Source organism: Stenotrophomonas sp. STEN031, from assembly GCF_056759975.1.
In genome coordinates this window covers 1-24,099 of record NZ_JBRREA010000021.1, presented here as the reverse complement: position 1 = coordinate 24,099, position 24,099 = coordinate 1, and the positions used below count along the sequence as shown (strand labels likewise).

The 24,099-nt window shown below is 64.4% G+C and carries 22 protein-coding genes; 7 read left to right on the top strand and 15 right to left on the bottom strand.

Going from position 1 to position 24,099, the window contains the following annotated elements:
• Nucleotides 1-55: 55 nt before the first annotated feature.
• The 9 genes from ACVOLQ_RS11445 to ACVOLQ_RS11405 form a co-directional block, all read right to left on the bottom strand.
• Entirely contained in the window at nt 56-565 is a 510-nt protein-coding gene (locus tag ACVOLQ_RS11445) for a lipocalin family protein (RefSeq protein ID WP_481528112.1), read from the bottom strand.
• 38 nt (nt 566-603) lie between these two features.
• Nucleotides 604-1,680 carry an SAM-dependent methyltransferase gene (locus ACVOLQ_RS11440; protein ID WP_481528076.1) on the bottom strand — a complete coding sequence of 359 codons (1,077 nt, stop codon included), beginning with the start codon at nt 1,678-1,680 and terminating at the stop codon, nt 604-606.
• Nucleotides 1,677-2,462 (bottom strand): DUF1295 domain-containing protein, encoded by a 786-nt coding sequence (locus ACVOLQ_RS11435; protein ID WP_481528075.1) that lies wholly within the window; start codon nt 2,460-2,462, stop codon nt 1,677-1,679. The genes ACVOLQ_RS11440 and ACVOLQ_RS11435 overlap by 4 nt, the downstream gene beginning before the upstream one ends.
• On the bottom strand, nt 2,459-3,007 hold the full coding sequence (locus ACVOLQ_RS11430) for a DUF2878 domain-containing protein (RefSeq protein WP_481528074.1): 549 nt from the start codon (nt 3,005-3,007) through the stop codon (nt 2,459-2,461). The genes ACVOLQ_RS11435 and ACVOLQ_RS11430 overlap by 4 nt, the downstream gene beginning before the upstream one ends.
• Before the next feature lies 1 nt (nt 3,008).
• Nucleotides 3,009-4,268 (bottom strand): class I SAM-dependent methyltransferase, encoded by a 1,260-nt coding sequence (locus ACVOLQ_RS11425; RefSeq protein WP_313171194.1) that lies wholly within the window; start codon nt 4,266-4,268, stop codon nt 3,009-3,011.
• Complete coding sequence (locus tag ACVOLQ_RS11420) at nt 4,265-5,032, bottom strand: DUF1365 domain-containing protein (RefSeq protein ID WP_313171192.1); 768 nt, start codon at nt 5,030-5,032, stop codon at nt 4,265-4,267. The genes ACVOLQ_RS11425 and ACVOLQ_RS11420 overlap by 4 nt, the downstream gene beginning before the upstream one ends.
• A complete protein-coding gene (locus tag ACVOLQ_RS11415; RefSeq protein ID WP_481528073.1) occupies nt 5,029-6,306 on the bottom strand; it encodes an NAD(P)/FAD-dependent oxidoreductase in 1,278 nt (425 codons plus the stop codon). Before ACVOLQ_RS11415 ends, ACVOLQ_RS11420 begins: the two co-directional genes overlap by 4 nt.
• A 1-nt stretch (nt 6,307) precedes the next feature.
• Nucleotides 6,308-7,264, bottom strand: coding sequence for an acyl-CoA desaturase (locus ACVOLQ_RS11410; protein ID WP_481528072.1), 957 nt, complete (start codon nt 7,262-7,264; stop codon nt 6,308-6,310).
• An 83-nt stretch (nt 7,265-7,347) separates the two neighbouring features.
• Nucleotides 7,348-8,115 carry a hypothetical protein gene (locus tag ACVOLQ_RS11405; protein WP_481528071.1) on the bottom strand — a complete coding sequence of 256 codons (768 nt, stop codon included), beginning with the start codon at nt 8,113-8,115 and terminating at the stop codon, nt 7,348-7,350.
• A gap of 131 nt (nt 8,116-8,246) precedes the next feature.
• Between ACVOLQ_RS11405 and ACVOLQ_RS11400 the strand changes: the two genes are divergently transcribed.
• From ACVOLQ_RS11400 to ACVOLQ_RS11390, 3 genes are read left to right on the top strand one after another with little or no spacing between them, the layout of a single operon-like run.
• Nucleotides 8,247-8,870 (top strand): sigma-70 family RNA polymerase sigma factor, encoded by a 624-nt coding sequence (locus tag ACVOLQ_RS11400; protein WP_282266405.1) that lies wholly within the window; start codon nt 8,247-8,249, stop codon nt 8,868-8,870.
• Nucleotides 8,867-9,541 (top strand): ChrR family anti-sigma-E factor, encoded by a 675-nt coding sequence (locus tag ACVOLQ_RS11395; protein WP_481528070.1) that lies wholly within the window; start codon nt 8,867-8,869, stop codon nt 9,539-9,541. Before ACVOLQ_RS11400 ends, ACVOLQ_RS11395 begins: the two co-directional genes overlap by 4 nt.
• 17 nt (nt 9,542-9,558) lie before the next feature.
• Entirely contained in the window at nt 9,559-10,245 is a 687-nt protein-coding gene (locus tag ACVOLQ_RS11390) for a Rossmann-fold NAD(P)-binding domain-containing protein (RefSeq protein WP_313171181.1), read from the top strand.
• A gap of 41 nt (nt 10,246-10,286) precedes the next feature.
• On the opposite strand, the gene ACVOLQ_RS11385 is transcribed toward ACVOLQ_RS11390, so the two are convergent.
• The gene (locus tag ACVOLQ_RS11385) at nt 10,287-10,772 is read right to left on the bottom strand and encodes a TspO/MBR family protein (RefSeq protein WP_481528069.1); all 486 of its coding nucleotides are present in this window, start codon (nt 10,770-10,772) and stop codon (nt 10,287-10,289) included.
• Between the two features lie 63 nt (nt 10,773-10,835).
• Between ACVOLQ_RS11385 and ACVOLQ_RS11380 the strand changes: the two genes are divergently transcribed.
• Nucleotides 10,836-11,216, top strand: a complete 381-nt coding sequence (locus ACVOLQ_RS11380; RefSeq protein ID WP_481528068.1) for a hypothetical protein — start codon at nt 10,836-10,838, stop codon at nt 11,214-11,216.
• A 308-nt stretch (nt 11,217-11,524) separates the two neighbouring features.
• On the opposite strand, the gene ACVOLQ_RS11375 is transcribed toward ACVOLQ_RS11380, so the two are convergent.
• Together ACVOLQ_RS11375 and ACVOLQ_RS11370 are read right to left on the bottom strand one after the other, a co-directional pair.
• Nucleotides 11,525-12,544 (bottom strand): response regulator, encoded by a 1,020-nt coding sequence (locus ACVOLQ_RS11375; protein WP_481528067.1) that lies wholly within the window; start codon nt 12,542-12,544, stop codon nt 11,525-11,527.
• Between the two features lie 5 nt (nt 12,545-12,549).
• On the bottom strand, nt 12,550-17,046 hold the full coding sequence (locus tag ACVOLQ_RS11370; protein WP_481528066.1) for a CHASE domain-containing hybrid sensor histidine kinase/response regulator: 4,497 nt from the start codon (nt 17,044-17,046) through the stop codon (nt 12,550-12,552).
• 581 nt (nt 17,047-17,627) lie between these two features.
• On the opposite strand from ACVOLQ_RS11370, the gene ACVOLQ_RS11365 reads away from it, so the two are divergent.
• The gene (locus ACVOLQ_RS11365; protein WP_481528065.1) at nt 17,628-18,902 is read left to right on the top strand and encodes a glutamate carboxypeptidase; all 1,275 of its coding nucleotides are present in this window, start codon (nt 17,628-17,630) and stop codon (nt 18,900-18,902) included.
• 278 nt (nt 18,903-19,180) lie between these two features.
• Here ACVOLQ_RS11365 and ACVOLQ_RS11360 read toward each other — a convergent pair whose 3' ends face one another.
• The gene (locus tag ACVOLQ_RS11360) at nt 19,181-19,612 is read right to left on the bottom strand and encodes a CBS domain-containing protein (RefSeq protein ID WP_481528064.1); all 432 of its coding nucleotides are present in this window, start codon (nt 19,610-19,612) and stop codon (nt 19,181-19,183) included.
• Nucleotides 19,613-20,055: 443 nt separating this feature from the next.
• Nucleotides 20,056-20,901 (bottom strand): universal stress protein, encoded by an 846-nt coding sequence (locus ACVOLQ_RS11355; protein WP_481528063.1) that lies wholly within the window; start codon nt 20,899-20,901, stop codon nt 20,056-20,058.
• 149 nt (nt 20,902-21,050) lie between these two features.
• Here ACVOLQ_RS11355 and ACVOLQ_RS11350 point away from each other — a divergent pair, with 149 nt between their 5' ends.
• A complete protein-coding gene (locus tag ACVOLQ_RS11350; protein WP_313171165.1) occupies nt 21,051-21,671 on the top strand; it encodes a TetR/AcrR family transcriptional regulator in 621 nt (206 codons plus the stop codon).
• A 63-nt stretch (nt 21,672-21,734) separates the two neighbouring features.
• Here ACVOLQ_RS11350 and ACVOLQ_RS11345 read toward each other — a convergent pair whose 3' ends face one another.
• Entirely contained in the window at nt 21,735-23,174 is a 1,440-nt protein-coding gene (locus ACVOLQ_RS11345) for an aldehyde dehydrogenase family protein (RefSeq protein ID WP_481528062.1), read from the bottom strand.
• A gap of 570 nt (nt 23,175-23,744) precedes the next feature.
• Here ACVOLQ_RS11345 and ACVOLQ_RS11340 point away from each other — a divergent pair.
• Complete coding sequence (locus ACVOLQ_RS11340; protein WP_481528061.1) at nt 23,745-24,026, top strand: hypothetical protein; 282 nt, start codon at nt 23,745-23,747, stop codon at nt 24,024-24,026.
• Nucleotides 24,027-24,099 lie beyond the last annotated feature (73 nt).

Here is a 24,099-nt window from a genome sequence, read left to right as displayed (position 1 = left end):
GTCAGCAGGAGATGATTGCTACCAGCCCATCTGCTTCGATGCTTGTCCTTGTGCCTCAACGCGCTGACTGCGGTACCCGCCGCAACTTGCTTACGTCATAACCCATTGCCTTGATGCGCTCCACCGCGCGTTGATAGTCCGCTTCCGAAACCTGCGGGGTGCGCGCCATGTACCAGACGTAATCGCGCTTGCTGCGGGCGACGATGGTCTGGCTGTAACCTTCGTCCACCCAGGCGATGATGTATTCGGCCTGGATCGGCCAGATGAACTGCATGCCCCAGACTGCGCCATTGCCTTCGGCTTCGACCTTGCCGATGGGGTGCATTGATTTCAGCGGCGCCTGGAAGCTGCCCTTGCGATAGGTGAAGGTGGTCTGGATACGTCCGTCGGGCCGCGGTGCATAACTTTCCACCGCATCGAAGGCATCGCGTTCCGGACGCGACGGAATATGCGCGATCACATACCAGTCGCCCATGAAGCGCGGAACATCCACCGATGCCGGGCGCGGGATCGGGCGCGTATCCAGGTTGCTGCAGCCAGCGCCGAACAAGGCGATGGACAGCATCGACAGCAGTGGCAAGGTTCGCATGCGCGTGTCCATTTTCAGCGGGGACGGAACAGGTAGTGCGCCACCAGCCATTGCTGGCCGTCGTCGTAACCGAACAGCTCCGCGCAGGCCATCCAGAACATGCGCCAGCGCTGCCACCAGATACGTGCCGCGGCATCACTGCCGTAGGTCTGCACCAGCAGCGGCATGAGCTGTTCGCGGGCCGCGTCCTGGCGCTGCAGCCAATGGTTGGCGGTGCGTTGATAGTGGCGGCCATCCAGCAGCCAGCGCTGCTGCAGCTGCATGTCACGCTGGAAATGCAGCAGGGTATCGGCAGCCGGCATCAACCCGCCGGTGAAGAAATGACGCCCCATCCAGTTGTCCTCGCCCATCGTGTCGAACGGATACATATGCGTGCGATGGGCAAAGATATGCACGAACAAGGCGCCGTCCGGCTTCAGCCAGCGCGAGATGCGGCCAAGCAGGCGTTCGTAGTTGCGGATGTGCTCGAACATCTCCACCGATACACAGCGGTCGAACGTGGCTGCAGGCAGCTGCAGTTGGTTGACGTCGATGGTCAGCACCTCGACGTTGTCCAGGCCGCGTGCCTTGCACTGGGCGAGGATGTGCTTGCGCTGGCTGTGTGAGTTGGAGACTGCAGTGATGCGCGCGCCAGGATAGCGCTCGGCCATCCACAAGGTCAGTGAGCCCCAGCCGCAGCCCAGCTCAAGGATGTGCTGGCCATTGGCGAGCCCGGCGCGTTGCCCGTACAGCTCCAGCATGGCGTCCTCGGCCTGATCCAGGGTCTCGGTGCCGGTGTGGTAGTAGCAGCTGCTGTACTTCAAGCGGTGGCCAAGGCAGGCCTGGAAGAACGCCGCAGGTACTTCGTAGTGCTGGCGGTTGGCAGCATCCACATGCAGGGCGAGCGGACTGCTGGACAACTCGGCGATGCGCCGGCTGAACCGCTCCGATTGCGCTTGCAGGCCTTCCTCCGATTCCTCCTCCAGGCGCTGTGCGCACAGGCGGCGGATGCCCCAGCGCAGTGCGGCATCCGGCAGCCAACCGCGCTCGGCCCAGCCGGTCAGGCCGGGCTCGGCATGGATGGCGGAATCCAGTTGCGTGGCTGCATTCATGGCGATTGCTCCTTGGCGGTGCGAGGAAACCAGGGGAAGAACATCGGGGTACTGCGCTGGTAAGCGCGGTAGTCTTCACCGCGGCTGCGTAGCGCCTGCTTCTCGGTGAATGGCACGCCGCTCAGGTAGCGCAGGAACAGGTACATCAGTACCGGGCCGGTCCATGCCAGCCACCAGAGTGGCGAGCCAACGGCCAGCAGCACGTAGGTGAACCAGTGCAGCCATTCGAAGAAATAGTTCGGATGCCGCGAGTAGCGCCACAGCCCCTGCCGACAGGTGCGGCCTTTGTTGGCTGGCACAGCACGGAAGCGCGCAAGCTGGCAGTCGGCAATAGACTCGCCTAGCACGCTCAGCAGCCAAACCAGACCTGCTGCTATCACCCAGATGTAACCATCGGTGTGCGGATTGCCGGCCACCGCGACAAACGGCAGCGCGAACAGAACTATCAGCAATGCCTGGGCAATGAAGAAGCCGAAGATCTTGCCCTGATGGCTGTGCCAATGTTCGCGCAGATACGTGTAGCGACCATCTTCGGACTCGTGTCGCACGCGCTGCCATAGATGCAGGGCAAGCCGGCTTCCCCACAATCCGCCGAGCACGGCCAAGCTGATGCGCGGCAATGCTGCGCCGTCGCCCAACCACGCGAGCAGCAGCGCAGCGGCAGCCAGGCCCTTGGCCCAGAGCACATCGACGATGCCGATATTGCGATGGCGGCGCTGCCAAGCCCAGCCCCAAAGCATGATCGCCACGGCGTACAACAGCACCCAGCCCAGATTGTTCATGTGCAAGCACCTGTTGGTTGCCCTTGTGTTGGGCTGCGGGTCCACCTGCGCGCATTCGTGACCAGCAGCGTCAGCGCCACGCTCCAGCCGATGCCAAGCAGCAGCAATCCATGCCAGGCGGGCGCGGCAAAACGCACGGCGTCAAAGCCGCGTGCAGCGGATAGATAGGCCAGCGGCGCCAACAGCAGTCCGAAGGTTGCCGGCAGCAAGCGGTGCCGTTGCAGGAAGGCCATCGAGCAGGTCAGCGTCATCGCGAACGCGGCCCATAGCGCCATGATCCATGGCGGTGGTGCCCAGCCGAACGGCGCAGCGGCGTAGGCGACACGACCGCTTGCTGCCGCAAGCCCATCGACCAGCCAGGCGCACGCGAGTGCGAGCAGCAGCAGGCGCAGCTCGGTCCGCGGCTGCGCGGCGTTGTAAAGCTGGCTGACGATGTAGAGGGCGGAGGCCAGCAGCGCCGGCCATTGCCAACCCCGTCCGGCACCGGCCACGGCGCACAGCCAGACCAGTTGGTTGCCGAGCAGGTTGAGCAGGGTCCGACGCATGTCAGCTGATCAGCCCGGCGTTGGCGGCGGGTTGATGGCCGGGCCGCGCCAGCAACAGGTGGGAGACGCCGATCGAACGTTCCAGAAAGCCGCCCTCGCAGTAGGCGAGATAGAACTCCCACAGCCGGCAGAAGCGCGCGTCGAAGCCTTGTGCGTGCACCGCAGGCAGCTGCGCCATGAAGCGCTGGCGCCAGGCGCGCAGGGTCAAGGCATAGGAGTAGCCGAAGTCGTGCTGGGCCACCAGCTGCAGGTCGCTGGCGCGGGTCTTCGCCGCCAGGATCGCCGCAATCGAGGGGATGAAACTACCGGGGAACACGAAGCGCTTGATGTAGTCCACACTGCGCCGGGCCTGTTCGTAGCGATGGTCTTCGATGGTGATCGCCTGCAGCAGCGCGACGCCATCGGGCCTGAGCAGGCGCTGCAGCGTGGCCATGTAGGTGTCCAGGTACTCGGCGCCAATGGCCTCGATCATCTCGATCGAGACCAGCTTGTCGAACTGGCCCTCAAGATCACGGTAATCCTGCATCAGCAGGGTGACCCGGTGCTGCAGCCCCGCCTCGTGCACGCGTTGCACGGCCAGTGCGTGCTGTTCGGCCGAGATCGTGGTGGTGGTGACATGGCAGCCGTAGTGCCGTGCGGCGTGCAGGGCGAAACCACCCCAGCCGGTACCGATTTCGATCACGCGGTCGCCGGCTTGCAACTGCAACTGCTGGCAGATGCGATCGAGCTTGCGCTGCGAGGCCTGCTCCAGCGAGGTGCTCTCGTCGGCGAACAATGCCGACGAATACATCAGGTCTGGCGACAGGAACAACGCGAAGAAATCGTTGCCAAGGTCATAGTGCGCGGCGATGTTGCGGCGGCTGCCTTCGCGGCTGTTGCGCCGCAGCCGGTTCCAGCCACGCAGCAGCCAGCCACCAATACGCGCGGGGCCGCGTTCCATGCCGTCCAGCAGGTCGCGGTTGCGCACCAGGATGCGCACCAGCGTGACCAGGTCATCGCAACGCCAGTCGCCGTTGATATAGCTCTCGCCAGCGCCGACGCTGCCTTGTGCGGCAACCTTGCGATAGAACGCGGGATCATCAATGGTCACCGTGGCCTGCAGCTGGGCGGAAGCATCGCCGAGCACTACCTCGCCGAGCACGTCGCGCACACGCAGGCAACCCTCACGCAGTGGTGCGAGCTCGGCCAGCAGCCGGCGTCGCAGCAGTGCATCCAGCGCACCGGGCCGGGGCAGGGCCACCGAGGAAGTCATCTGGTTCATCGCGTTTTCTCGGCGAGGGAAGGATGGTCATGGACCGGATTGCGCTTGAGCCACAGCCGCAATGCCTGCCAGTGGATGGCGGCGACCACCTGCAGCGTCATCAGCGGGTAGCAGGCCAGCACCCGCGCCAAACCGGCGCCATTGAGCGGGTGGCGCTGCATGGACTGGGTGGCGTCGAACTGGCGCAGGCCTTCGCGCCATACCTGCATATGCACCTGCAGGTCGTCGCCGGGCGCGGTGAGGCGCCAGTCGTAGCGGCAATCCATCGCCATGAACGGCGAAACATGGAAGCACTTGTCGAACTGCCAGCGCAGTGCCCGGCCGTTGCTGAGCGCGGTTGCCGCAGGCAGTACATAGGCGTGGCGTTCTTTCCATGGCGTGTTGGTGATGTCGGCCACGATGCAGTCCAGGCTGACACCATCGGCCCGGTAGCAGTAGTAGAAGCTGACCGGATTGAACACGTGGCCGGCAACGCGCAGATGGGTAAGCAGGCGCACCGGTCCGGCCGGCCGGTGGCCAAGCACGGTTGCAGCGTGGTCTCTCACCGCATCTGCCAGCGGCCGCGCCGGATCGCCGAAATAGTCGCTGCGGCGGAATTCGGCCAGGTTGCGACGGTTCACTGACCACAGCCAGCGCCCGGCAAATACCTGCTCCAGTTCGTCCAGGTCCAGCAGCAGCTGGGCGATGGGATAGCGGAACGCATGTGGATGCGGCAGATGGCGGCGATGCAGCACATGGCCGAGGTAGATCGCACTGTTGGTCATGCGGCTGCCTCCGGCTGCGGCAGCCAGAATGCGTTTGGCCTGCGCGCGGTCAATGCATCCACCACGCGGCGGGCACTGCGTATGCCATCTTCGTGGAAGCCCCAGCCCCAGTACGCGCCGGCGAACCAGGTGTGGCGTTGGCCCTGGATATCGGCCCAGCGCTGTTGTGCCGCCACCGCGGCGTGGTCGTGCACCGGGTGCGCGTAGCGCATGCGGCGCAGCACCTTGGCCGGATCGATCCGTGCGCTGTCGTTGAGCGTCACCACCAGCGGCGTATCGCCTGGAAGTCCCTGCAGCAGGTTCATGCAGTAGCTGACCGTGCAGGGTGCGTCGGTTGCGTCCGGTACGTGCGCATTCCAGGCCGCCCACGCCTTGCGCCTGCGTGGCAGCAGGGAGGCATCGGTATGCAACACCACGTCGTTGTGCTGGTAGTTGATGGCGCCCAGTATCTGCTGCTCAAGCGGGTCCGCGTCATCGAGCAGGCGCAGGGCCTGGTCGCTATGGCAGGCCATGATCACTTCATCGAAGCCTTCAACGCCTGCGGCGCTGTGGACCCACGCCCCGTCCGCTTCGCGCTCAACCTTCCAGACCGCGCATTCAAGCCGTTCGCGCACCTGCCAGCGTGCCCGCAGGGCGTCGATGTAGCGTGCCGAGCCGCCTTTCACCACGCGCCATTGCGGGCGTCCGCTGACCTGCAGCATCTGGTGGTTGGCCATGAACTGGACCAGGTAGCGTGCCGGGAAATCGCGCACGGTGGCGGTCGGCGAGGACCATAACGCCGATGCCATCGGCAGCAGGTGTTCCTCGACGAAGGCCTCGCCGTAACGCTGGCTGCGCAGGTACTCGCCCAGCGTGGGGCCGGCGCCGCCATCCAGCAGCGCCGGCGCATCACGGTAGAAGCGGCGCAGGTCGCGCAGCATGCCCCAGAAGCGTGGCGACAGCAGGTTGCGACGCTGGCAGAACAGGCCGTCGAGCGAGGTCGCGTTGTACTCCACGCCGCTGCGCTCGCTGTGCATGGAAAAGCTCATCGTGGTCGGCTGCGATTCCACCCCAAGCTCATCGAACAGCGCGCTCAGCAGCGGGTAGTGCTGCGGGTTGAAGACGATGAAGCCGGTATCCACGGCCATCGGTATCCCGTCCACCTGCAGTGCATGGGTATGGGTGTGGCCGCCGAGGTAGTCATTGGCCTCGAACAAGGTGACTTCATGCGCGCCATCCAGCCACCAGGCGCTGGCCAGCCCGGCAATTCCCGAACCAATGACGGCGATACGCATGTCAGTTCCTCGCCTTGGCCAGCACCCAGGCCGGGATTGGCTTGAGCTCCTTGACCAGGCCCAGCATCGCCATCAACCGCAGGCCATACCAGGTCAGGTCGATCTCCCACCAGCGGAATCCCTGGCGCACCGTGCCGGGGAAGAAATGGTGGTTGTTGTGCCAGCCCTCACCGAAGGTGAGCAGCGCCAGCCAGAAATTGTTGCGGCTGTCGTCGCGGGTATCGAAGCGACGGTGACCGAATCGGTGGGCCAGTGAATTGATGGTGACGGTGGCGTGGAACAAGACCACGGTGGAGATGAAGAATCCCCAGACCAGCAATTGCATGCCGGAGGTCTGCAGGCCCGGTGCCCAGCGTTCAAGCGCCGCGCCCAGTGCATAAAGGGAAGCGGCGAGCAGCAGCGGTACCACGGTGTCGAAGCGGTCCAGCCAGCGCAGTTCCGGGAAGCGGGCCAGATCCGGCACGCGCTGCAGGTCGGTGGCGAAGGCGTCGCGGGTCAGGAACCAGCCAACATGGCTGCGCCAGAAGCCTTTCTGCTGCGGAGAATGTGGGTCCAGCGGCTGGTCGGCGTGCCGGTGGTGGTGCCGGTGATGCGCCGCCCACCACAGCGGCCCGCGCTGCACGCTGGAGGCGCCGACAAGGGCGAACAGGAACTGCACCGCGCGCGATGTCTGGAAGGTGCGGTGGGAAAAGTAGCGGTGATAGAACGCGGTGATCGCGAACATCCGCACCGCATACAAGGCCAGCGCGACAGCAACTGCCGTCCACGACGACCCGGTCCAGATCACCCCCAGGCAGCCGATGTGCAGTAGCGCGAAGGGCAGGGCGCGCACCCAATCGATGCGGTCGGCCAGCTGCGCATCGCCAGTGACGTCAGCGCTACCGGCGGTGTCGAACCAGCGCTGGATCGTAAGCAGCAGGGCCACACGTCGGCGGGGAAGGGGCGCAGCGGGTGCCATGGCGCGTATCTCGAGAGGTTTCCTGCCTTTCTCTACGGCGCGCGGCGCTGATTGGATGCAGCGTAATGAAGATTCCATTCGAATCAGCCCCGCATGGCGGCACAGCGCGGCACCAGTGCCTGCTGAAGCTCGGCCTGCCATTGCGCAAGTGGACGTTCCACTGCCTTCTGCGCAAAGCGCACGGTCACCACCGGGTAGTCGCCGCGGGCATCGCGCAGGTTGCTGGTACCGTGGAACTCCAGCAGGCGCCGATCGGCATCGGCATAGACCAGCGCCAGACGCGGCGCGACCACCCCGTACCAGGCATCCAGCTGCACCTGGATGGCCTGGGCATCCAGCCCCTGCCAGCGGACTGCGCCGACACGCTGCACCTGTACCGGGTAGTAGCGCTGGCGGCTGGGGACCAGGAACCGCAGGCTGAGCCGCTCGCCCAGCATCAATTGCTGCCAGTGCGCGCGCACGGCGGCGTCGAACCCGGCGTCGATCACCGCATCGGCCGGAAGCGGAAGCCGCTGCGCCCGTGTTTTCGCCGCCGCATCCTCTTTCCAGTTCAGCTGTACGACGCCTCCCGTCGTTGCCACGCTGGCGGCCTGGCCACTACGGCGATCCTCCCAGCGGTAGCTGGGTGCCTGGGCGGAACCGTTGACCTGCATGTGCTTGCGCGCAAAGGGCTGGCCGTCGGGGCAGAGGTAGTGCACCCAGCGCTCGGCTGCGTCGCCGGCGCCGCGTTGCCAATGTACCTCGCGGTAGGCCACGGCCCCGTCGCGGGTCGTGGCAACGCCTTCACCGCGCAGCAACGGCGCTGCCGACGCCATGCAGGGCAGGAACAGCAACAGGTAGGCCATGCGCATGGGGCATCCCGGAATGAGTTCTCCCTGCCTACGGGCGAGGCCAGCCGCTGGATGCAGGCACGGCGGTGCATCCAAACGCCGCCACCACGCGTAGGAAGGACAACACATTCACTGCAGCCCTGCCTACGCAGATGTACCCTGATCCCCGCAACCTCCCTTCCCCCTTAGACACCGCCCGGATCGTGTCCAGTTCACAGCAGCTGAGCAAAGAGCCAATGAACTGGGCCGGTGACATGGACGGTGTGGCGCGGCTGCGCGATCGCGACTGCTTCATGCGCATCTACGACCACTTCATGCCACGCCTGTGCGTGTACCTGCGCGGCCTGGGCGCCCCGGAGGCGGTAGCCGAGGAGCTGGCGCAGGAGTGTCTGCTGCGCTTGTGGCTGCGGGCCGCGGAATTCGATCCGGCACAGGGTGCGCTGAGTACCTGGCTGTACCGCATCGCGCGCAACCTGCACATCGATCGTGTCCGCCACGAGCGCAGCTGGACGCTGGTGCAGGCGGCGGTGGAGAACGCGGCCGCGGCCGATGTGCTTGATCGCAGCAGCGCCGAGCAGTTCGCCGATCATGCGAGATTGCGCCAGCGCATCAACGAGTTGTCGGCGGTGCAGGCGCGGCTGGTGCGGATGTCCTACTTCGAAGCAAAGAGCCACGGCGAGATCGCGCAGGCGTTGGGAATGCCATTGGGTACGGTCAAATCACATCTGCGGCGGGCCTTCCTGTTGCTGCAGTCCAAGGTCGGAGGTGCGTCATGAATCCGCACCACCACCTGCACGAATCCACCTTGATGAGTTATGCCGCCGGCGCGCTGCAGGCGCCGTTGAGCATTGTTGCCGGTGCGCACCTTGAGCAGTGCCCACACTGTCGCCAGCGCCTGCGTGATGCCGAGGCGGTCGGCTCGGCGTTGCTGGAGCAGACCCAGCCGGTGCTCGAGGAGGCGCGGCGCGAAACACTGCGCGCCGCCATGCTGGCGCAGCTGATGGACGCGGGCACGGTAGCGATGCCGCCACCGGCGCGGTCGGCACCACCGGAGCGGCCGCAGGCCGACCCGGAGTACTTGCCGGCGTCACTGCATCCTTACTTCGGTGACTCACTGGCCAGCTTGCGTTGGCGTTGGATGGCGCCGGGTGTGCATTGCATCCGTGCACGGCAGATGCCGTCGCTGATCATGTTGAAGATCGCGCCGGGCAAATGCCTGCCCATGCACAGCCATGGCCGCAGTGAACTCACCCAGGTCCTGCGTGGTTCGTACAACGACGCGCTGGGGCTGTTTGCTCCCGGCGATGTGGCGGACCTGGATGCCGAGGTGGAACACCAGCCGGTGACCGCGCCCGGTGTGCCGTGCATCTGTGTTTCGGCACTGGATGCACCGCTGGTATTCAGTGGCTGGTTGGCACGCAAGGTGCAGCGCTTCGTCAAACTCTAGTTCGCATGGAGAGGGCAATGGTGAACGATGGCGGGCGGCTGAAGATCGTGTTGACCGGAGCCAGTGGGCTGGTTGGTCAAGGCGTCGCGTTGGCCTGCGCTGGCTCCGTGCATGTAAGACGCACGGTCGCGCTGGTGCGACACGCCGGCGGCCTGGTCACGGCAACCGAGGAGTTGGTGCTGGATGACTTCCTCCAGGCCCATCGTCGCCAGGCCGACCTGGTGGGCTTCGATGCCTGCTTCTATTGCGCCGGCGCCCCGCCCTTGGGCACAGCGGAAGACGCGTACCGGCGGGTCACGCTGGACACCACACTGGCAGTTGCGCAGACCTGGTTTGCAGCCAATCCACAGGGAATGTTCCTGTATGTGTCGGGTGCGCACGCCAATCCTGAAAGCCACCTCATGCCATTGCGCATCAAGGGCGAAACGGAGCGGGCACTGGCCCGGCTGCCGGGACGTACGGTGATGCTGCGGCCAGGCGGGGTGCGACCGGTTGCCGGCACCGGCAGCCGGCATGCGCTGCTGAAGCCGCTGTATGTGGTTGGCGGGCCAATGATGCAGCTGACAGCGGCTGTCCTACCGTCGATGTTCACCAGCAACCTGGTTCTGGGCCGCGCGATGATCGCGTTGGCAGGCATGCCTGATCCACCTGCCGTTGTGGAATGTAGGCAGATCAATCAGCTTGGGAATGCCGACGCGGGGTAAGCCGGCTGCCGCGGTACCGCGGCAGCAAGGGTTTGGGCTGCCTACAGCAGCCCGGGATTTGCCTGCCAGACCGCGTAGTTGAGCACGCTGGCAAAGCCCACCCAGGCAAGATAGGGCAGCAACATGCAAGCCGCGACCTTGTGGATACGCCAGAACGCAACCAGCGTGGCGACGATCAACACCAGGAGCAACAAGATATCGGCGAAGGCCAACCCGCCCTGTTTCCAGGCGAAGAACAGCCAGCTCCACAAGGTGTTGAGGCCCAACTGCAGCAGGTAAAGGGTCAACGCAGAGGCAGCTGCACGCCAGCCGCGCTCTCGCCAGACAAGGAATGCCGCCAGCGCCATCAGCGCATACAAGGCGGTCCACACCGGTCCGAACAGGCTCGCCGGTGGCGCCCATGTGGGTAGTACAAGGTCGGCGTAGAAACTGGAGGCGGAGATGGAGGCCCGCGCACCAAGCGCTGCGGCGAGAAAGGTGACCAGGACCCAGCCAGAGAAGCCGAGGAGCTGTCTACGTATCTGCATGGCGCTTGCTGGTCCTTTTCGGCTTGGTCATGTGTCGCTTATACGCGGTGCTGCAGGGTTTGGATGCAGCGCCGGCAGCCAATGGTACTGATTGGTGTCTGGTTCAACCCGACAGGCCGATGCGCCTGCTTTGCATCCGACCTGAACCTGGGAGGCGGTGAGCAGGCGTCACCGCAGGCCAGTGGAATGGGCGCTGATGCGCTCCAAGTCGTCGACCGACATTCATGCATCCGCGATCCAGCTGCCGTCCCTCTGTTCAGCACCGAACTCGGCGTCACTGGTATTGGCAAGATCGCCAGCGATACGGCTCGCAATCGCCGCCAGCAGATCGTTGGCGGTGAGCAGATACTGTTTGCTGCCGTATTGGTTGAACCCCACCGCCAATGGAATCGGGTGCTGGTGGATCCGCTCCAGCGCACGCAGCGTCGTCGCAGCTTCGGGTAGTGGCAGCGAATCGGGCGGATAGTCCGCTCATGCGCGGGTTAAGCATTGAAGGGGCGAAAAGTGTCTGGGATAGCGTCGGCGGCTCAGCAGGCGCGCTACCTACCGCCAACGCCCAGAAGGAGCCATTCGACCAGAGGGAATGAATGGGTGTTCTGTTTGGTAATTGAACCCCGGACAGTCAAGGCAAATGCTTGTGCGGCTAGAGGGAGCAGATAAGCACACCGCTGCTGCTTCTGGACATCCCCCTATCTGTCCCGGTGGCATTGTCACTCCGGCGGGTCGGCGTGCGGCCCGCGCACCGCCTCAGCTCAATGTGCTGGCGGGTCAGTAGCCGCGGCCGGTCCGGCTTCCTGCTGATCCCAGTAACGCTTTACTTCCAGGATGCCCGGCAAGCAGTTTCCGAAGGCATCCACCATCTGCGGATCGAAGTGGCTGCCGCGGCCTTCCCTTATCTTTTCGACGACGGCATCCACCGGCCACGGCTCCTTGTAGGGACGCCGGCTTGCCAGGGCATCGAACACATCAGCGATCGCCACGATGCGCGCCGATTCCGGGATGCGGCTGCCAGCCAGACGGTGCGGATAGCCTGTTCCATCCCAGCGTTCGTGATGACTGAGGGCGATCTCGGCTGCCAGTTCGAACAAGGGCGCCTTGCTGCGGCTGAGAATCTCGAAGCCGATCAGCGTGTGACGCTGCATGATTTCCCACTCGCCTGCGTCCAGCTTGCCCGGCTTCTTGAGGATGGCGTCGGGAATCCCGATCTTGCCGGTGTCATGCATCGGCGCGGCCTGCTCCAGCAGTTTCGCCCTGGGGAGCTCCCAGCCCACTGCTTCGGCCAGAACGCGGGCATAGGCGGCCATGCGCCAGATATGCGCGCCGGTATCCGAATCGTTGTAATGCCCCGCCACGCTGAGCATCTGGATGGCATCCTGGTAGCTGCTGTTCAACGCAGAGGCGCGAACAAGCGACAGATGCGTGTTCACCCGCGCGCGCAGGATGAAGGGCGAAACGGGTTTGGTGATGTAGTCCACCCCGCCACATGCGAAGCCGGCACGTTCGTCCACTTCCCGGTTCAGCGCGGTGACAAAGATGACCGGAATGTGCTCGGTGGCAGCATTGGCCTTGAGCGTGGCCGCCACCTGGTAACCATCCATGCCAGGCATCTCTACATCCAGCAGGATCAGGCTTGGCGTGTGTTTTCCGGCGACGCGCAGCGCCTGTTCGCCGTCGCGTGCGAAGGCCAGCGTGTAGTCATTTCCAAGAATCTGGCGAAGAAGCGCCAAGTTGTTGGGCTCGTCGTCCACGCAGAGGATCGGGCCGCTGGGCATGTCCGTCAATCCTGGGTTGATGATTGGACAGGGGGGGAATGGGTGTTGAGGCTCTCCAACAAGGCGCGGGCCTCATGTTCGGCCGTGCGGTAATCAAACTCCTCGATACACAGCACGATGCGGTGCCGGACGTGGTCGGGTAGCCCGGCCGGCAGGCGGTGGAGGGCATGCTCAATTGCCCCCGGGCTGGCGCTGTCCAGGGCGGCGAGCAATTCTTCAAGTGCGTTGGCCGGATCGGCATGTGGAGGGGCACTGGCAGGGCGCTGATCGCCTTCATCGGCCTGCGAGTAGTGGTGCAGGCTTGCCAGTGTTTCCTCAAGCACGGATGCCATTCGCCGGAGCGTTTCGGCGGCGTCCAATTCCTGTGCCAGGCATTCCTCGACGTCGGCGCAGGCGGCAACCAGGCGCGACAACGCAAGCGATGCAGCTGCGCCGCGCATGCGGTGCAGGTCGGCGCGTGCCTGTGGCGTGTCATGCCGGGCGAGGCTGGCTTGGACTCCCTCCACCGCACGTTCGTAGCGCCTCGCGAACAGCGCGAGGTTCCGCTTGTAAGGGCCGTCCTCCCGCCAGTAGGCCAGCCCTTTGTCGACGTCGAGCAGCGGCATGCTGCTCAACTCAAGCGCTGATGTCGCCGCATGCTCTGGATGTGTTTGCAGCAGATCCGGTTGTGGCGGGCGTGGCTCCGACGCAGCACGCGTGCACCGGAGGATGGCCGCAACCAGGTCGGGCACTTCGAATGGCTTTGCGACGAAGGCATTCATGCCTGCCGTCAACGCCGCATCCTGCTGCGTTCTGAACGCCCCTGCGGTAAGTGCGATGACTGGCAATGCCCGGAGCTCGGGTGATGCCCGGATATGGCGGGTAGCTTCGTAGCCGTCCATCACCGGCATCTGCACATCCATCAACACGGCATCGCAACGATCGGGTTTGTCGCGCAGCAGGTCCAGGGCTGCGCGACCGTCGCAGGCCTGCTCCACGACGGCGCCTTCGTCTTCCAGGATGCGTTGTGCAACCTCCCGGTTGATCTCGCTATCGTCGACCACGAGGAGACGACAGCCCTCCAGTCGGCGGCTCGAGGGCAAAGCGCTGCTTCGCGTGCGCAACGCGGGGTTTCGCAGGGCCAGCGTTTCGTTGATGGCGTTGTAGAGCACGGATGCGGTGACCGGCTTGGTCAGCACGGCATCAACCGCGGCCCGGTTGGCCTCGTCGTCAACCAGCTTCCGCTCGAAAGCCGTGACCATGATGATGATGGGTTGCTGTGCGGTCTGTACCCGGCGGCGGATGTCCGCGGCGGCGGCAAGCCCGTCCATTCCCAGCATCTGCCAGTCCATCAGGACGACATCACAATGCCTGGCGGTGGACGTGGTGACACGCTCGACGGCCTGCAGGCCGGATTCGACTTCCTCGGTTGTCCAGCCGAAGCCGCGGATGAGTGTATTCAGGTGCTCGCGCGCCAGATCATGGTCATCCGCGACCAGTACATGCCACGGGCCCTGTATGGGCAGTTTTTCGCCAGGCGCGCTGGCCAGCGGAAAGTCGAGGGTGAAGAAGAACGTGCTGCCTTGGCCAGGGCTGCTCTCTACCTCCAGCGTGCCTCCCATCAATGCCACCAGCTTCCGGCAGATACTCAAGCCCAGGCCGGTGCCGCCGAAACGTCGTGTGGTCGATGAGTCGACCTGCGAGAACGGGGAGAAGACCATGGATTGCTTCTCCTGCGGGATACCCATGCCGGTATCGAAGACGGAGAAGCGCAGGCGGATCTTGCGCTCATCCGCGCAGGGCTGGCGAGCGACGTGCAACCCTACCTCACCGCGCTCGGTGAATTTGATGGCATTGCTGACCAGGTTCACCAGTACCTGGCCCAGGCGCAGGGCATCGCCGCGCAGGTAGCGAGCACCTTCTGGCGTCGGCGAAACCAGCATTTCCACCGCATGCGTATCCACTGCGGAGGCCATGAGGGTGGCGACGTTGTCGAGCACCTCGGCCAGATCAAAGGGAGCGTGCTCCACTTCGATCCGCCCGGCCTCTATCTTCGAGAAATCCAGCACATCGTTGATGATGCTCAGCAACGACCGTGCCGCCACATTGATCTTGCGGGTCATGTCCTGCGCGGAAGCAGGCAGGTCAGCGCGGTCCAACAGGTAGAGCATGCCCAGGATGGCGTTCATTGGCGTGCGGATTTCATGGCTCATGTTTGCCAGGAAGTCGCTCTTGGAGCGATTGGCCTGTTCGGCGGCGGTGATGGCATGGTGCAGTGCTGAATCACGCTGCTTCTGCTCGGTGAGGTCCGAGGCCATTACCAGGTAGCCGGATGCCTCTCCCTGGTCGTCCTGCAGGGTGCTTACATTCAGCGCGACGGGAAGGCGCTCTCCGTCGGCGCATACATACGTCCATTCGGCGATGTCGCTGCCTTTGCAGGTAGTGAGGGCGGCAATCTGCGCAAAGGATGCACCGACGTTGCTGTGGTGCTGCGTCGACAACGCGGACGCGCGCGAGCGCAGCTCTTCTCCGTCGTGCAGTCGATCGGCATTGGTGTCGCTGGCGGTGATCTCATTGGCGTCATAGCCCAGCATGCGCTCCGCCGCGGGATTGAAAAGCGTGATCCGGCCCCGCAGGTCGGTGACGATGATGGCGTAGCCGGCATGTTGCAGGATGGCGCCCAGGCGGGAGGAATAGGTGCGTATCTGCGCGGTCCGATCCAGTACCTGCTGCTCGAGGGTGGCATTGAGGCGCATGATGCCTTCCTCATGCCGTTTGCGTTCAGTGATGTCGATGATGAAGGCGAGCGCGAAACGTCCTTCCGCGGTGTTTATCGGGTTCAGGCCTATTCCCACCGGTACGCGCGCACCATCGCGCCGCAGCCCGTAGAGATCGCGGCCGGCGCCCATCGGGCGCGCCTGGGGCTGTTGGAAGTAGCGTTCGATGTAGCCGGCGTGGTGGCCACGCGTCTCCAATGGCAGGAGGCGATCCATGGTCTTGCCCAGCAGTTCTTCCCGCGGGTAGCCGAAGAGTTCCTCGGCCTTCGCATTGGCCAGTTGGATGCTGCCGGCTTCATTGACCATCAGGATCGCGCTGGGCGAAGCCTCCACCACGCGCCTGAACTGCTCCTCGGCACGCAGATGGTGGGAGATGTCATGCAGGAAGAATGATGCGCCCTGCATATGACCGGCGGGGTCGCGGATCACCGAGAGGCTGGCGAGCACATCGACCAGTCCGTGATCCTTGCGGCGCAGCTGGTGCGGTTCGCCGATGATGTCGGTGGACAGATCATCGAAAGCGGGGGTGCCGGCCTCGTCAACGAGCATGCTGTCGATGCGGCGGCCGAGCGCTTCGCTCGCTGCGTAACCCAGGGTTTTCTCCGCAGCCGCATTCCACAAGGTGATACGGCCAACAGGGTTGCAGGCGATGATGGTCTCGCTTGAGCCTGACACCAGTGCCAGCAGCTGCGCGTGATCCAGGAACGCCGCACGCCGTCGCACGCGTGCGGTAGTCACCAGATACCAGACCGCGACGCTCAGCAAGCCCAGCCCGGCGACCACCAGCGAGACCAGCCACGGCGTAGGCAACCCCAGACCTGGGACGAAGGTCGGGCGCGCCTTGAGTTGCACGCGCCAGTTGCGGCCATAGATGCTCATGTGGCGTTCCGACTGCGGCGCGGCGGGATCCAGGGAGTCGAAATCGGGGCTGGTGTAGAAGGGGCCACTGCTGGCGTCTTCGCCTACATCGGTGAGTGCAATCGCGTAGGGACGTTCCTCATGCTCCAGCCGATCAAGCACGGCATCGATCGTCAGCGGCGCGACCACCCAACCACGCGTTTCCATCCATCGTTCTTCAGCGGTGGGCGGAGGTGTGTGGGAGGCGTAGATTGGCAGCAGCAACAAGAAGCCGTGCCGCTTCAGGCCAGCTTCCTGCACCAAGGTAATGGGTGGGGTGAACGAGGCCTGGCTACTGCGCGCGGCGTATTCCGCCGCCGCACGCCGCACCGGTTCGGAAGCAATGTCCAGTCCAAGGGCGGCCTCGTTGTTGGTCATCGGCTCCATGTAGCGAATGACGAAGCGCTCGCCATCGTTGGGCGCCAGCGTATGCACCTGGAAATCCGGCATGCCGTCGCTGCGCGCGGCCTCGATGAATTCGTCGTGGTCCTCCGCGGCGACGCGCTGGATGTATCCGTAGCCGCGAATGCCCGGGAACTCACGTGCATAGTCACGCGATGCGCTATAGGCGCGGAAACGGTCGCGGTCCAGCTGTGGGCCGGCGGCAATGATCGCTCCCCTGGCGCCACGCAGCCCTTGGTCGAACATCGTCAGCTGTGTCTGCAGCGTAGTGGTAGCTGCATTGGCAACCTGGTCGAAGCGGATGCGCTGATGTTGTTGGTTGTCGCGATGCTGCGTGATGCCAACAAGTACGGCCAGTGCAATGCCCAACAGGCCCAGGCCGAACGCAAGCCACCGGCGGTCCAGCGATCGCCGGGTGGAAGCTTCGTAGGCATCTCCCTCTTCCATGTACTCCCCCACATGTCTCCAAGACAGTGGCCCTTCTGACGCCAAGGGCACGGCAAGCACGCTGCGCGCACTCTATGACAGTCCGGAACGGGCCTCAAGAGACGCGGTCGGGAACCTCCAACGCCGCGGCCGATGCGATGCGAGGGCCTTCCAGCGACGGGAAGCCGGCTGTCATGGCTGGCCGGCCGGGCGAGCCCGGTCGGTTGGACAGGAGGTGCTTCGGGTGAAGGGTGTCAAGGAGCCCGGTGCAGGCATTCCATGGTGGGCTCTTACGTTCCGTGGGCAGCGAGACCAAGCCTGTCCAGGTCGGGTCTGGATGCAGACCCGCAGCCTTCATCGTGCAAACAGCAAGCTCCGGGCCGGAACGTTGCTGACGTGTACAAAGCTGAGCCGTCCTGGGCGCTGGCACATTGTGACGGCGTGCGCTGGCAATGCGGATCAGCGCGGCGTTGGGGCGCGATTGCCCGGGAGCCGCGACCGGCCGGGACGCTGTCCGAGCACCAGCCTGCAAGTGCGCAGTAGGGTGAACCGCCGATTGTGCCGGTTATCATCGCGTCGGATCGTTGCCACAGGAGTGATGCATGAGCGTTCTACGTACGGCGATTTTCAGCGGCATGTTGCTGGCAGGTGTCATGGGACCGCAGGCACAGGTGCAAGCGGCGCAGCTCGATGCACAGCTGCGGTCTGCGGCCATGGCGCAACAACCGGCGGTGATCGAGACACTACGCGATCTGGTGACGGTGGAATCGGGTTCGACCGACCACGAGGGCGTTGGCAAGCTGATGGCCTATCTGGACAAACGGCTGAGCGCGCTGGATGCGAAGGTGGAGCGGGTTGCGTCGGCTACCGGAGGACCGGATCTGGTCCGCGGTACCTTCAGCGGCAACGGCAAGCTGAAGGTCATGCTGATCGCGCATGCCGATACGGTCTATGACCGCGGCATCCTGGAAAAGGAGCCCTTCCAGCAGAAGGGCAATCTGCTGTACGGGCCAGGTATTGCCGACGACAAGGGCGGGATCGCGGTCATCCTGCACTCACTGGCCCTGCTCAAGGCGCGCGGCTGGAATGATTACGCGACGGTCACGGTGTTGTTCAATCCAGACGAAGAGATCGGCTCGCCGGGCTCAGGCGAAACCATTGACAAGCTGGCCGACGAACATGACGTGGTGTTGTCCTTCGAGCCATCGCCGGCCAAGGCGGTGATCGAGAGCGAAGGCGTGCTGCTCAGTGCCGCCGGCACTTCGCAGGTGCGGATGACGGTGCAGGGCCTGTCCGCACACGCGGGCGCGGCTCCGGAGCAGGGCCGCAACGCACTCGTCGAGTTGGCCCATCAGATCATCCAGACCAAGGACGTGGCCACCGGGGTGCCGGGTGCGCAGTTCAACTGGACCACGGCCAATGCCGGCACGGCGCGGAACCAGATTCCGGAACGCGCCGAAGTGGGGGGGGATGCACGTGTCACGCAGACCCACAGCAATGCCAATCTGCTGGCGGCACTGCAGGCCAAGGTCAAGGAAAGCCACGCGGTGCCGGATACCACCACCACGGTGACGCTGGAGCCCCTGCGGCCGATCTACGTGGCGGGTGAACGTGGTCGTGAGTTGGCGGACCTGGCACAGGAGATCTATGCCGAACTCGACGGCCGCACGTTGTTGATGCATCCCACCACCAACGGCGGCACCGATGCCGGTTTCGCAGGGCGGTCGGGCCATGCCGCGGTATTGGAAGGCCTGGGCCTGGCGGGCTGGGGTTACCACGCACGCGATGAGTACATCGAGATTGATTCCATCCCGCCACGCCTGTATCTGGCGTCGCGGATGCTCATCGAGTTGGCCAAGCGCGCGCAGCGTCGATAATGGCGGTACCCCCTGATTGGGGGGGATGTGTGTTGCCTCGCCGGCAACGATCGACAGCGCTGGAGAACAGCGGTTCTCTCCAGCGCGTGGCCGTTGCAGATGGCGACGCAGGATTGCGTTGAATGCGGGTTTGAACCGCGATGCAGCCAGCAGCTCGCGCTGCGTCTCGAAGGTGGCGGTGCAATCGCCGGCATGCCGCTGCTGTCGATCCGGCCGAAGTGAAGGGTGGAGCCTGCGCGTCTCAGGCACGCAGGCCCCGATTTGAGCGTATGCGCGGTTCAGTGCGCGGCAGTGTAGATGTCCTGCAGCACGGCCTTCTCAAGTTCGAGTTCGCTGAGCAGGTTCTTGACGATATCGCCCAGGCTGAGGATGCCGATCAGTCTTGAATCTTCGGTCACCATCAGGTGACGGTGGCGCGAGTACGTCATCAAAGCCATCGCCTGCTTGAGGCTGGCCTCGGGGGCGATGCCTTCCAGGCCCGTCGACGGCAGGCTGGAAATGATCCGGCGTCCCGCCTGGGGGCCATCGTCGGCCACGCTGCGTACGATGTCCTTTTCGGAAATGATGCTTACCGGTACGTCGTCCTTCATCACCACGAGTGCGGCGATCCTGTGCGCGCTCATCTTGTGCGCGGCGGCACCGATGGTGTCTTCCGCATCGATGGTGACAACGGTTTGCTTCTTGGACTGCAGGAGTTCGCGGACGTTCATTGATGTTTCCTGTTGCAGGTTACTCAAACGGAATGGTTCGCCTGGCTGACCCGGAGACGGCAGCCATGCCGCGATGATCTCGGCACTTTGATTCTAGGAGTCGGGAGCTTGGTTGCTACCTGCGTGGATGGGATGGATCGTCATGCATGCAACGCTGATCTGCAGCATCTCAGTTGCGCTAAAACCGGCGCTGAACACGGCCGCCCTCAGGCAGGTGGCGGACGCTTGCGGTAAAGAAAAGCCGGGAGGCGGGGCTCTACCGCCTCCCGGCGCGGATGTCATCGCGACATTCGCGCAGTCCGTGGACTGCAGCACTCCGCGGCCGGGGGAGAGACCGGGAGGCATCCCTGCTGAAGGAGAGTCAGCAGGAGATTCGGTGGCCGGGCATACAGACTTGCATGCATGTGGCAGACGCTACTTGGTGTGGGGAAGCAAACGTGGGGCTATTGGGAGACGAACAACGGTACAGGCACTTCGCTCAACAGGGTTCGGGTCACGCCGCCAAACAGCGCCTCGCTCAACTTGGGCCGGCTATAGGCGCCGAGCACCACCATGTCGCAGTGCGCAGCCTTTGCCTGTGCGACGATCACATCTGCCACCTGCGTGCCCGACGAGGAAAGCCGTTGCAGGTTGACCTTGACCTGGTGGCGAGCGAGATACGCGGCCATGTCCGCGCCGGGTTCGTCGCCGTGCAGGTCGGCCTTGCGTTCCGGGTCGATGATCAACAGGGTGACTTCGGCCGCATTGACCAGCATCGGCATGGCATCGGCGATGGCGCGGCGTGACTGCCTGCTGCCATTCCATGTGACCAGCAGGTTCTTGCCAATTGGTTTGTCACCCCAGTCGCGCGGCACGATCAGGATCGGGATGCCGGATTGCTGCAGTATCTGTGGAGCGGACCAGGTCAGCGGCGAGGCCGGTATGTTCGGATGGCTCACGACCAGCAGGTCGCAGTACAGGGCATGCAGCGAAGACTCGCTGCTGGATTCGGCGTGTGAGATCACCCGCAGTTCGCCACTGACAGCATGGCGCCCCAGCGTGTCGTTCAAGCGCTGCCCCAGCTGCAACGCCCGCGCGGCCATCACCGACTGGTGGCGGACGATCACCTCATGCAATGCCTCGCCCTTGGCAAAGCCTGCCTGCAGGGAGGCCGGTTGCTGGGCCAGGGCGGTAATGCCGATCAGATGTGCGGCATGGCCGCCGGCCAACCGCGCTGCCGTATCCAGGATCTGTTGCCCGGCTTCGCTGGCGTCGAACAGTACCGCGATGTCTTTCAGCAAGGTGGTCATGGACAGGCTCCGTTGTGCTTGCCTCGACGACCGGTGTGGGTCCGGATGCCGAGCTGAATTAGAATGATTGTTCTAATTAGAATGATCGTACTACACAACCTGGCTGCGGTCATGCACAAATCTGGTCACGTCATCCCAAGGTGCACTTCATGAATGCGAGCAGCAGCGCTGCGTCAGGTCAGGAAAAAGGCGAGGCGCGCCGTCAGCAGGTGCTGGATGCCGCCAGTGCCTGCTTCCGCCGAAATGGCTTCCACGGCACCAGCATCGCCAAGATCTCGAAAGCGGCCGGGATGAGCCCGGGGCACATCTACCACTACTTCGAGAACAAGGAAGCCATCGTCGAGGCCATTGCCAAGCGCGAGGAGCAGAACATTTCCGAGCTTGCGCGCAAGCTGCAGGAAGACGAGAGCGGCGGCAGCCTGGCAACCCGGGTAACGCGGCAGGTCGCCGATTCGGTCGACCGCTGCCTGGACCCCGCCTATCTGGAACTGCAACTGGAGTTGGCCGCCGAAGCCGCCCGCAACCCGGCCATCCAGCGCATCCTGCGACAGTCCGACAAGGTGGTAACCGGTGAGTTCATGGCGCTATCCAACCGGGTCGGGTTGCCGGCGGGCATGCATGCGGCCGAGGTCGAGCTGCGGATGAACATGATTTCGGCCATCTTCAACGGTGTGATGGTGCGCAGTGCGGTGGGGGCCGAGATCGATCGCAAGCAGGTGAGCCGGCTGGTCGAGAAGCTGGTGCGCTGTCTTCTGGATGATGCGGATTGAGTCATCCGCACTGCGCGGTTGAGTGCGCCAGCGGACATTGGCGGTTACCAGATGCGGCATGCCTCAGAACCCCGCAGACCTCCTGAATCCGGCGATGGCTGCGGCAATGCTGCGGTCCACCCCGGCCAACGCGGCACGGCCGAGCATCGCGCCACTGGCGAAGCCGTCGGCAACACCGTGTTCGCCGGCGCCGTTGGCGACCGCGCGGTAATGGGTGAAGGTGTCGAAGCCAGCGCGGCCGTGGTAGGCCCCCGAGCCGGAGTTGCCTATGCCACCGAACGGCACTCCAGGCAGCAGGCCATGGAGGAAGCCATCGTTGCGGCTTACCCCGCCGCTGGTCGTATGGTCCAGGAAGTGGCGGAAATCGACGCCGTCGCCGCCAAACCAATAGGCGGCGAGGGGGGCGGGATGACGTGCGATGTAATCGATGGCCTGCTGCACATCGAGATAACGCTTCACTACCAGTACCGGGCCGAATATTTCATGGTGGTTGACCTCGGCGGCCTCGGGCACGTCGACCAACAGGGTAGGCGCGATCCGGCGTGAAGCAGGGTCGGGCAGATAACGAAGCTGGGTGTCTGCCAGAGGCTCCAGTTTCTGTGCCCCCAGCGCGACGGCGTTGTCGATCAGGGCCAGCACGCGTGCATAGTTGCGCGCATCGACGCTGGGCACGATCGCCGGGTTGTGCAGGTAGTCACCTGCAATACTGCGGATCTGCGCCTTGAGGTGGCCAACGAATTCCTCGAATTTCTCGTCGGGGATGAACACATAGTCGGGGCAGAGGCAGACCTGGCCTCCATTCAGCAGGCGGCTCGAGACGATACGGGTCGCCGCCAGCAGCAGGTCGGCGTCACGCGCCACCACGACGGGGTTCTTGCCGCCCAGCTCCAGCGTCACCGGCACCAGGTTCTTTGCCGCCGCCTGTGACACCAAGGCACCTACCCGCGGGGAACCGGTAAAGAACAGGTGATCCAGGCGCAGCGCGGAGAACTGCCGCGCGGTGTCGATATCGCCATTGAAGACCGCTACCTCACTCTCATCGAAGCGCGCGCAGACTATCTCGCGCAGCAGGGCACCGGTACGCGGGTGTTGTTCGGGGAAATTCAACATGACCCGATTACCTGCGGCCAACGCCGCCATGGCGGGCTGAAGGGTCAAGGCCAAGGGGAAGTTCCAGGCACCCATGACTCCGACAACACCCTTTGGCTTGGCCTGCACAAAGCCCCCGGGTACCGCGCGCGGCGCCATCCATTGCGCAAGCTCGTGCAATGACTGTTCGATGTCCTGCACCCAGCTGAGTCCTTCGAAGGCCTTGGAAACCACTGCCGCGCGCCAGCCATAGTCCGCGCAAAGGGCGTCGCTGAGGGCATCGATGTTCTCCAGCAGCGCCAGCGCCAGCCGGCTGGTACGCGCGCTACGTTCCTGCAGGCGGGGATCGCCCTGCAGCAGAAAGCTTTCCCGTTGCAGGGCCAATACCCGTTCCAGCTCGTGCTGGTCATACATGGGTTCATCTCCATCATCAGTTGGTGCGGAAGCTCGTCTTTCGCGGCTGCACGCGCAGGCCGGCGGCCTTCCGCGCCTGCTATTGCCAGGGTGGGCGGCGCACCTGCCGGGCGGCGAGTGTCTGTGCATCCTTGCGTGCAACCTGCACAGCGGGACACACGGCTGTCCTGTGGCGGCGTTTCATTCCTGCGCCGCCTGCGCTTGGCTGCAGCGGTCTGCGGCCAGCACCCCCATCGGTGCTTATGAGTAGCGAGGGTAAGGCGAACCAGTCCGCGCGATCTGTCCCGACTGTTCGGACTAGATGGCGTAGATGGCGCTGATGCGGGGTTATCGACGTCGCGACAGATGCAGCGCTGGCCTGGTCAGCCGGCGTAACCGGCATCCGTGTGCCGGGCACCTGGGAAGATAGGTCCGCTGTCGGAGCGCAGCGGAGCGGACGTCGGCGGCGACATCGCCTTGGAGAGGCGCCTGACAGTGCGCTTGACAGCTGTGGAACGTCAGCGGATTTGACCCGCCCGCTCCACAGGCGCAAGCTCGGGTACAGTGCTGCGCAACTCAGGAGTCCCGATCATGACTGCTGTAGGTTCGATGACTGCCCCGGGCGACAAACTGCCGCCCTCACGTCTGTGGCGGGTGTTCTGGCTGCAGGGGGTGATTCCCAGCAACCTGTTATGGGGCGCTGCGCTATGGGCGCTGGCGCAGGGCAGGACGCCCTTGCTGCTTGGTCTGTTCGCGGTGCTGCTGCTCTATACCGGTTGGATCATCCCGACGGTATGGCGGGCGGCCCCCAGTGCACGCAATCCCAATTACGGCATGAATCGCCCCGGCTTCTCCGGAGGCCATTTCGTTTGAGTCACGCCGCGATGGCGTGACCCGTGTTGCCGGCGTAGTACGCCGCCTCCGCTTCCGCCGGGGGTATGTTGCC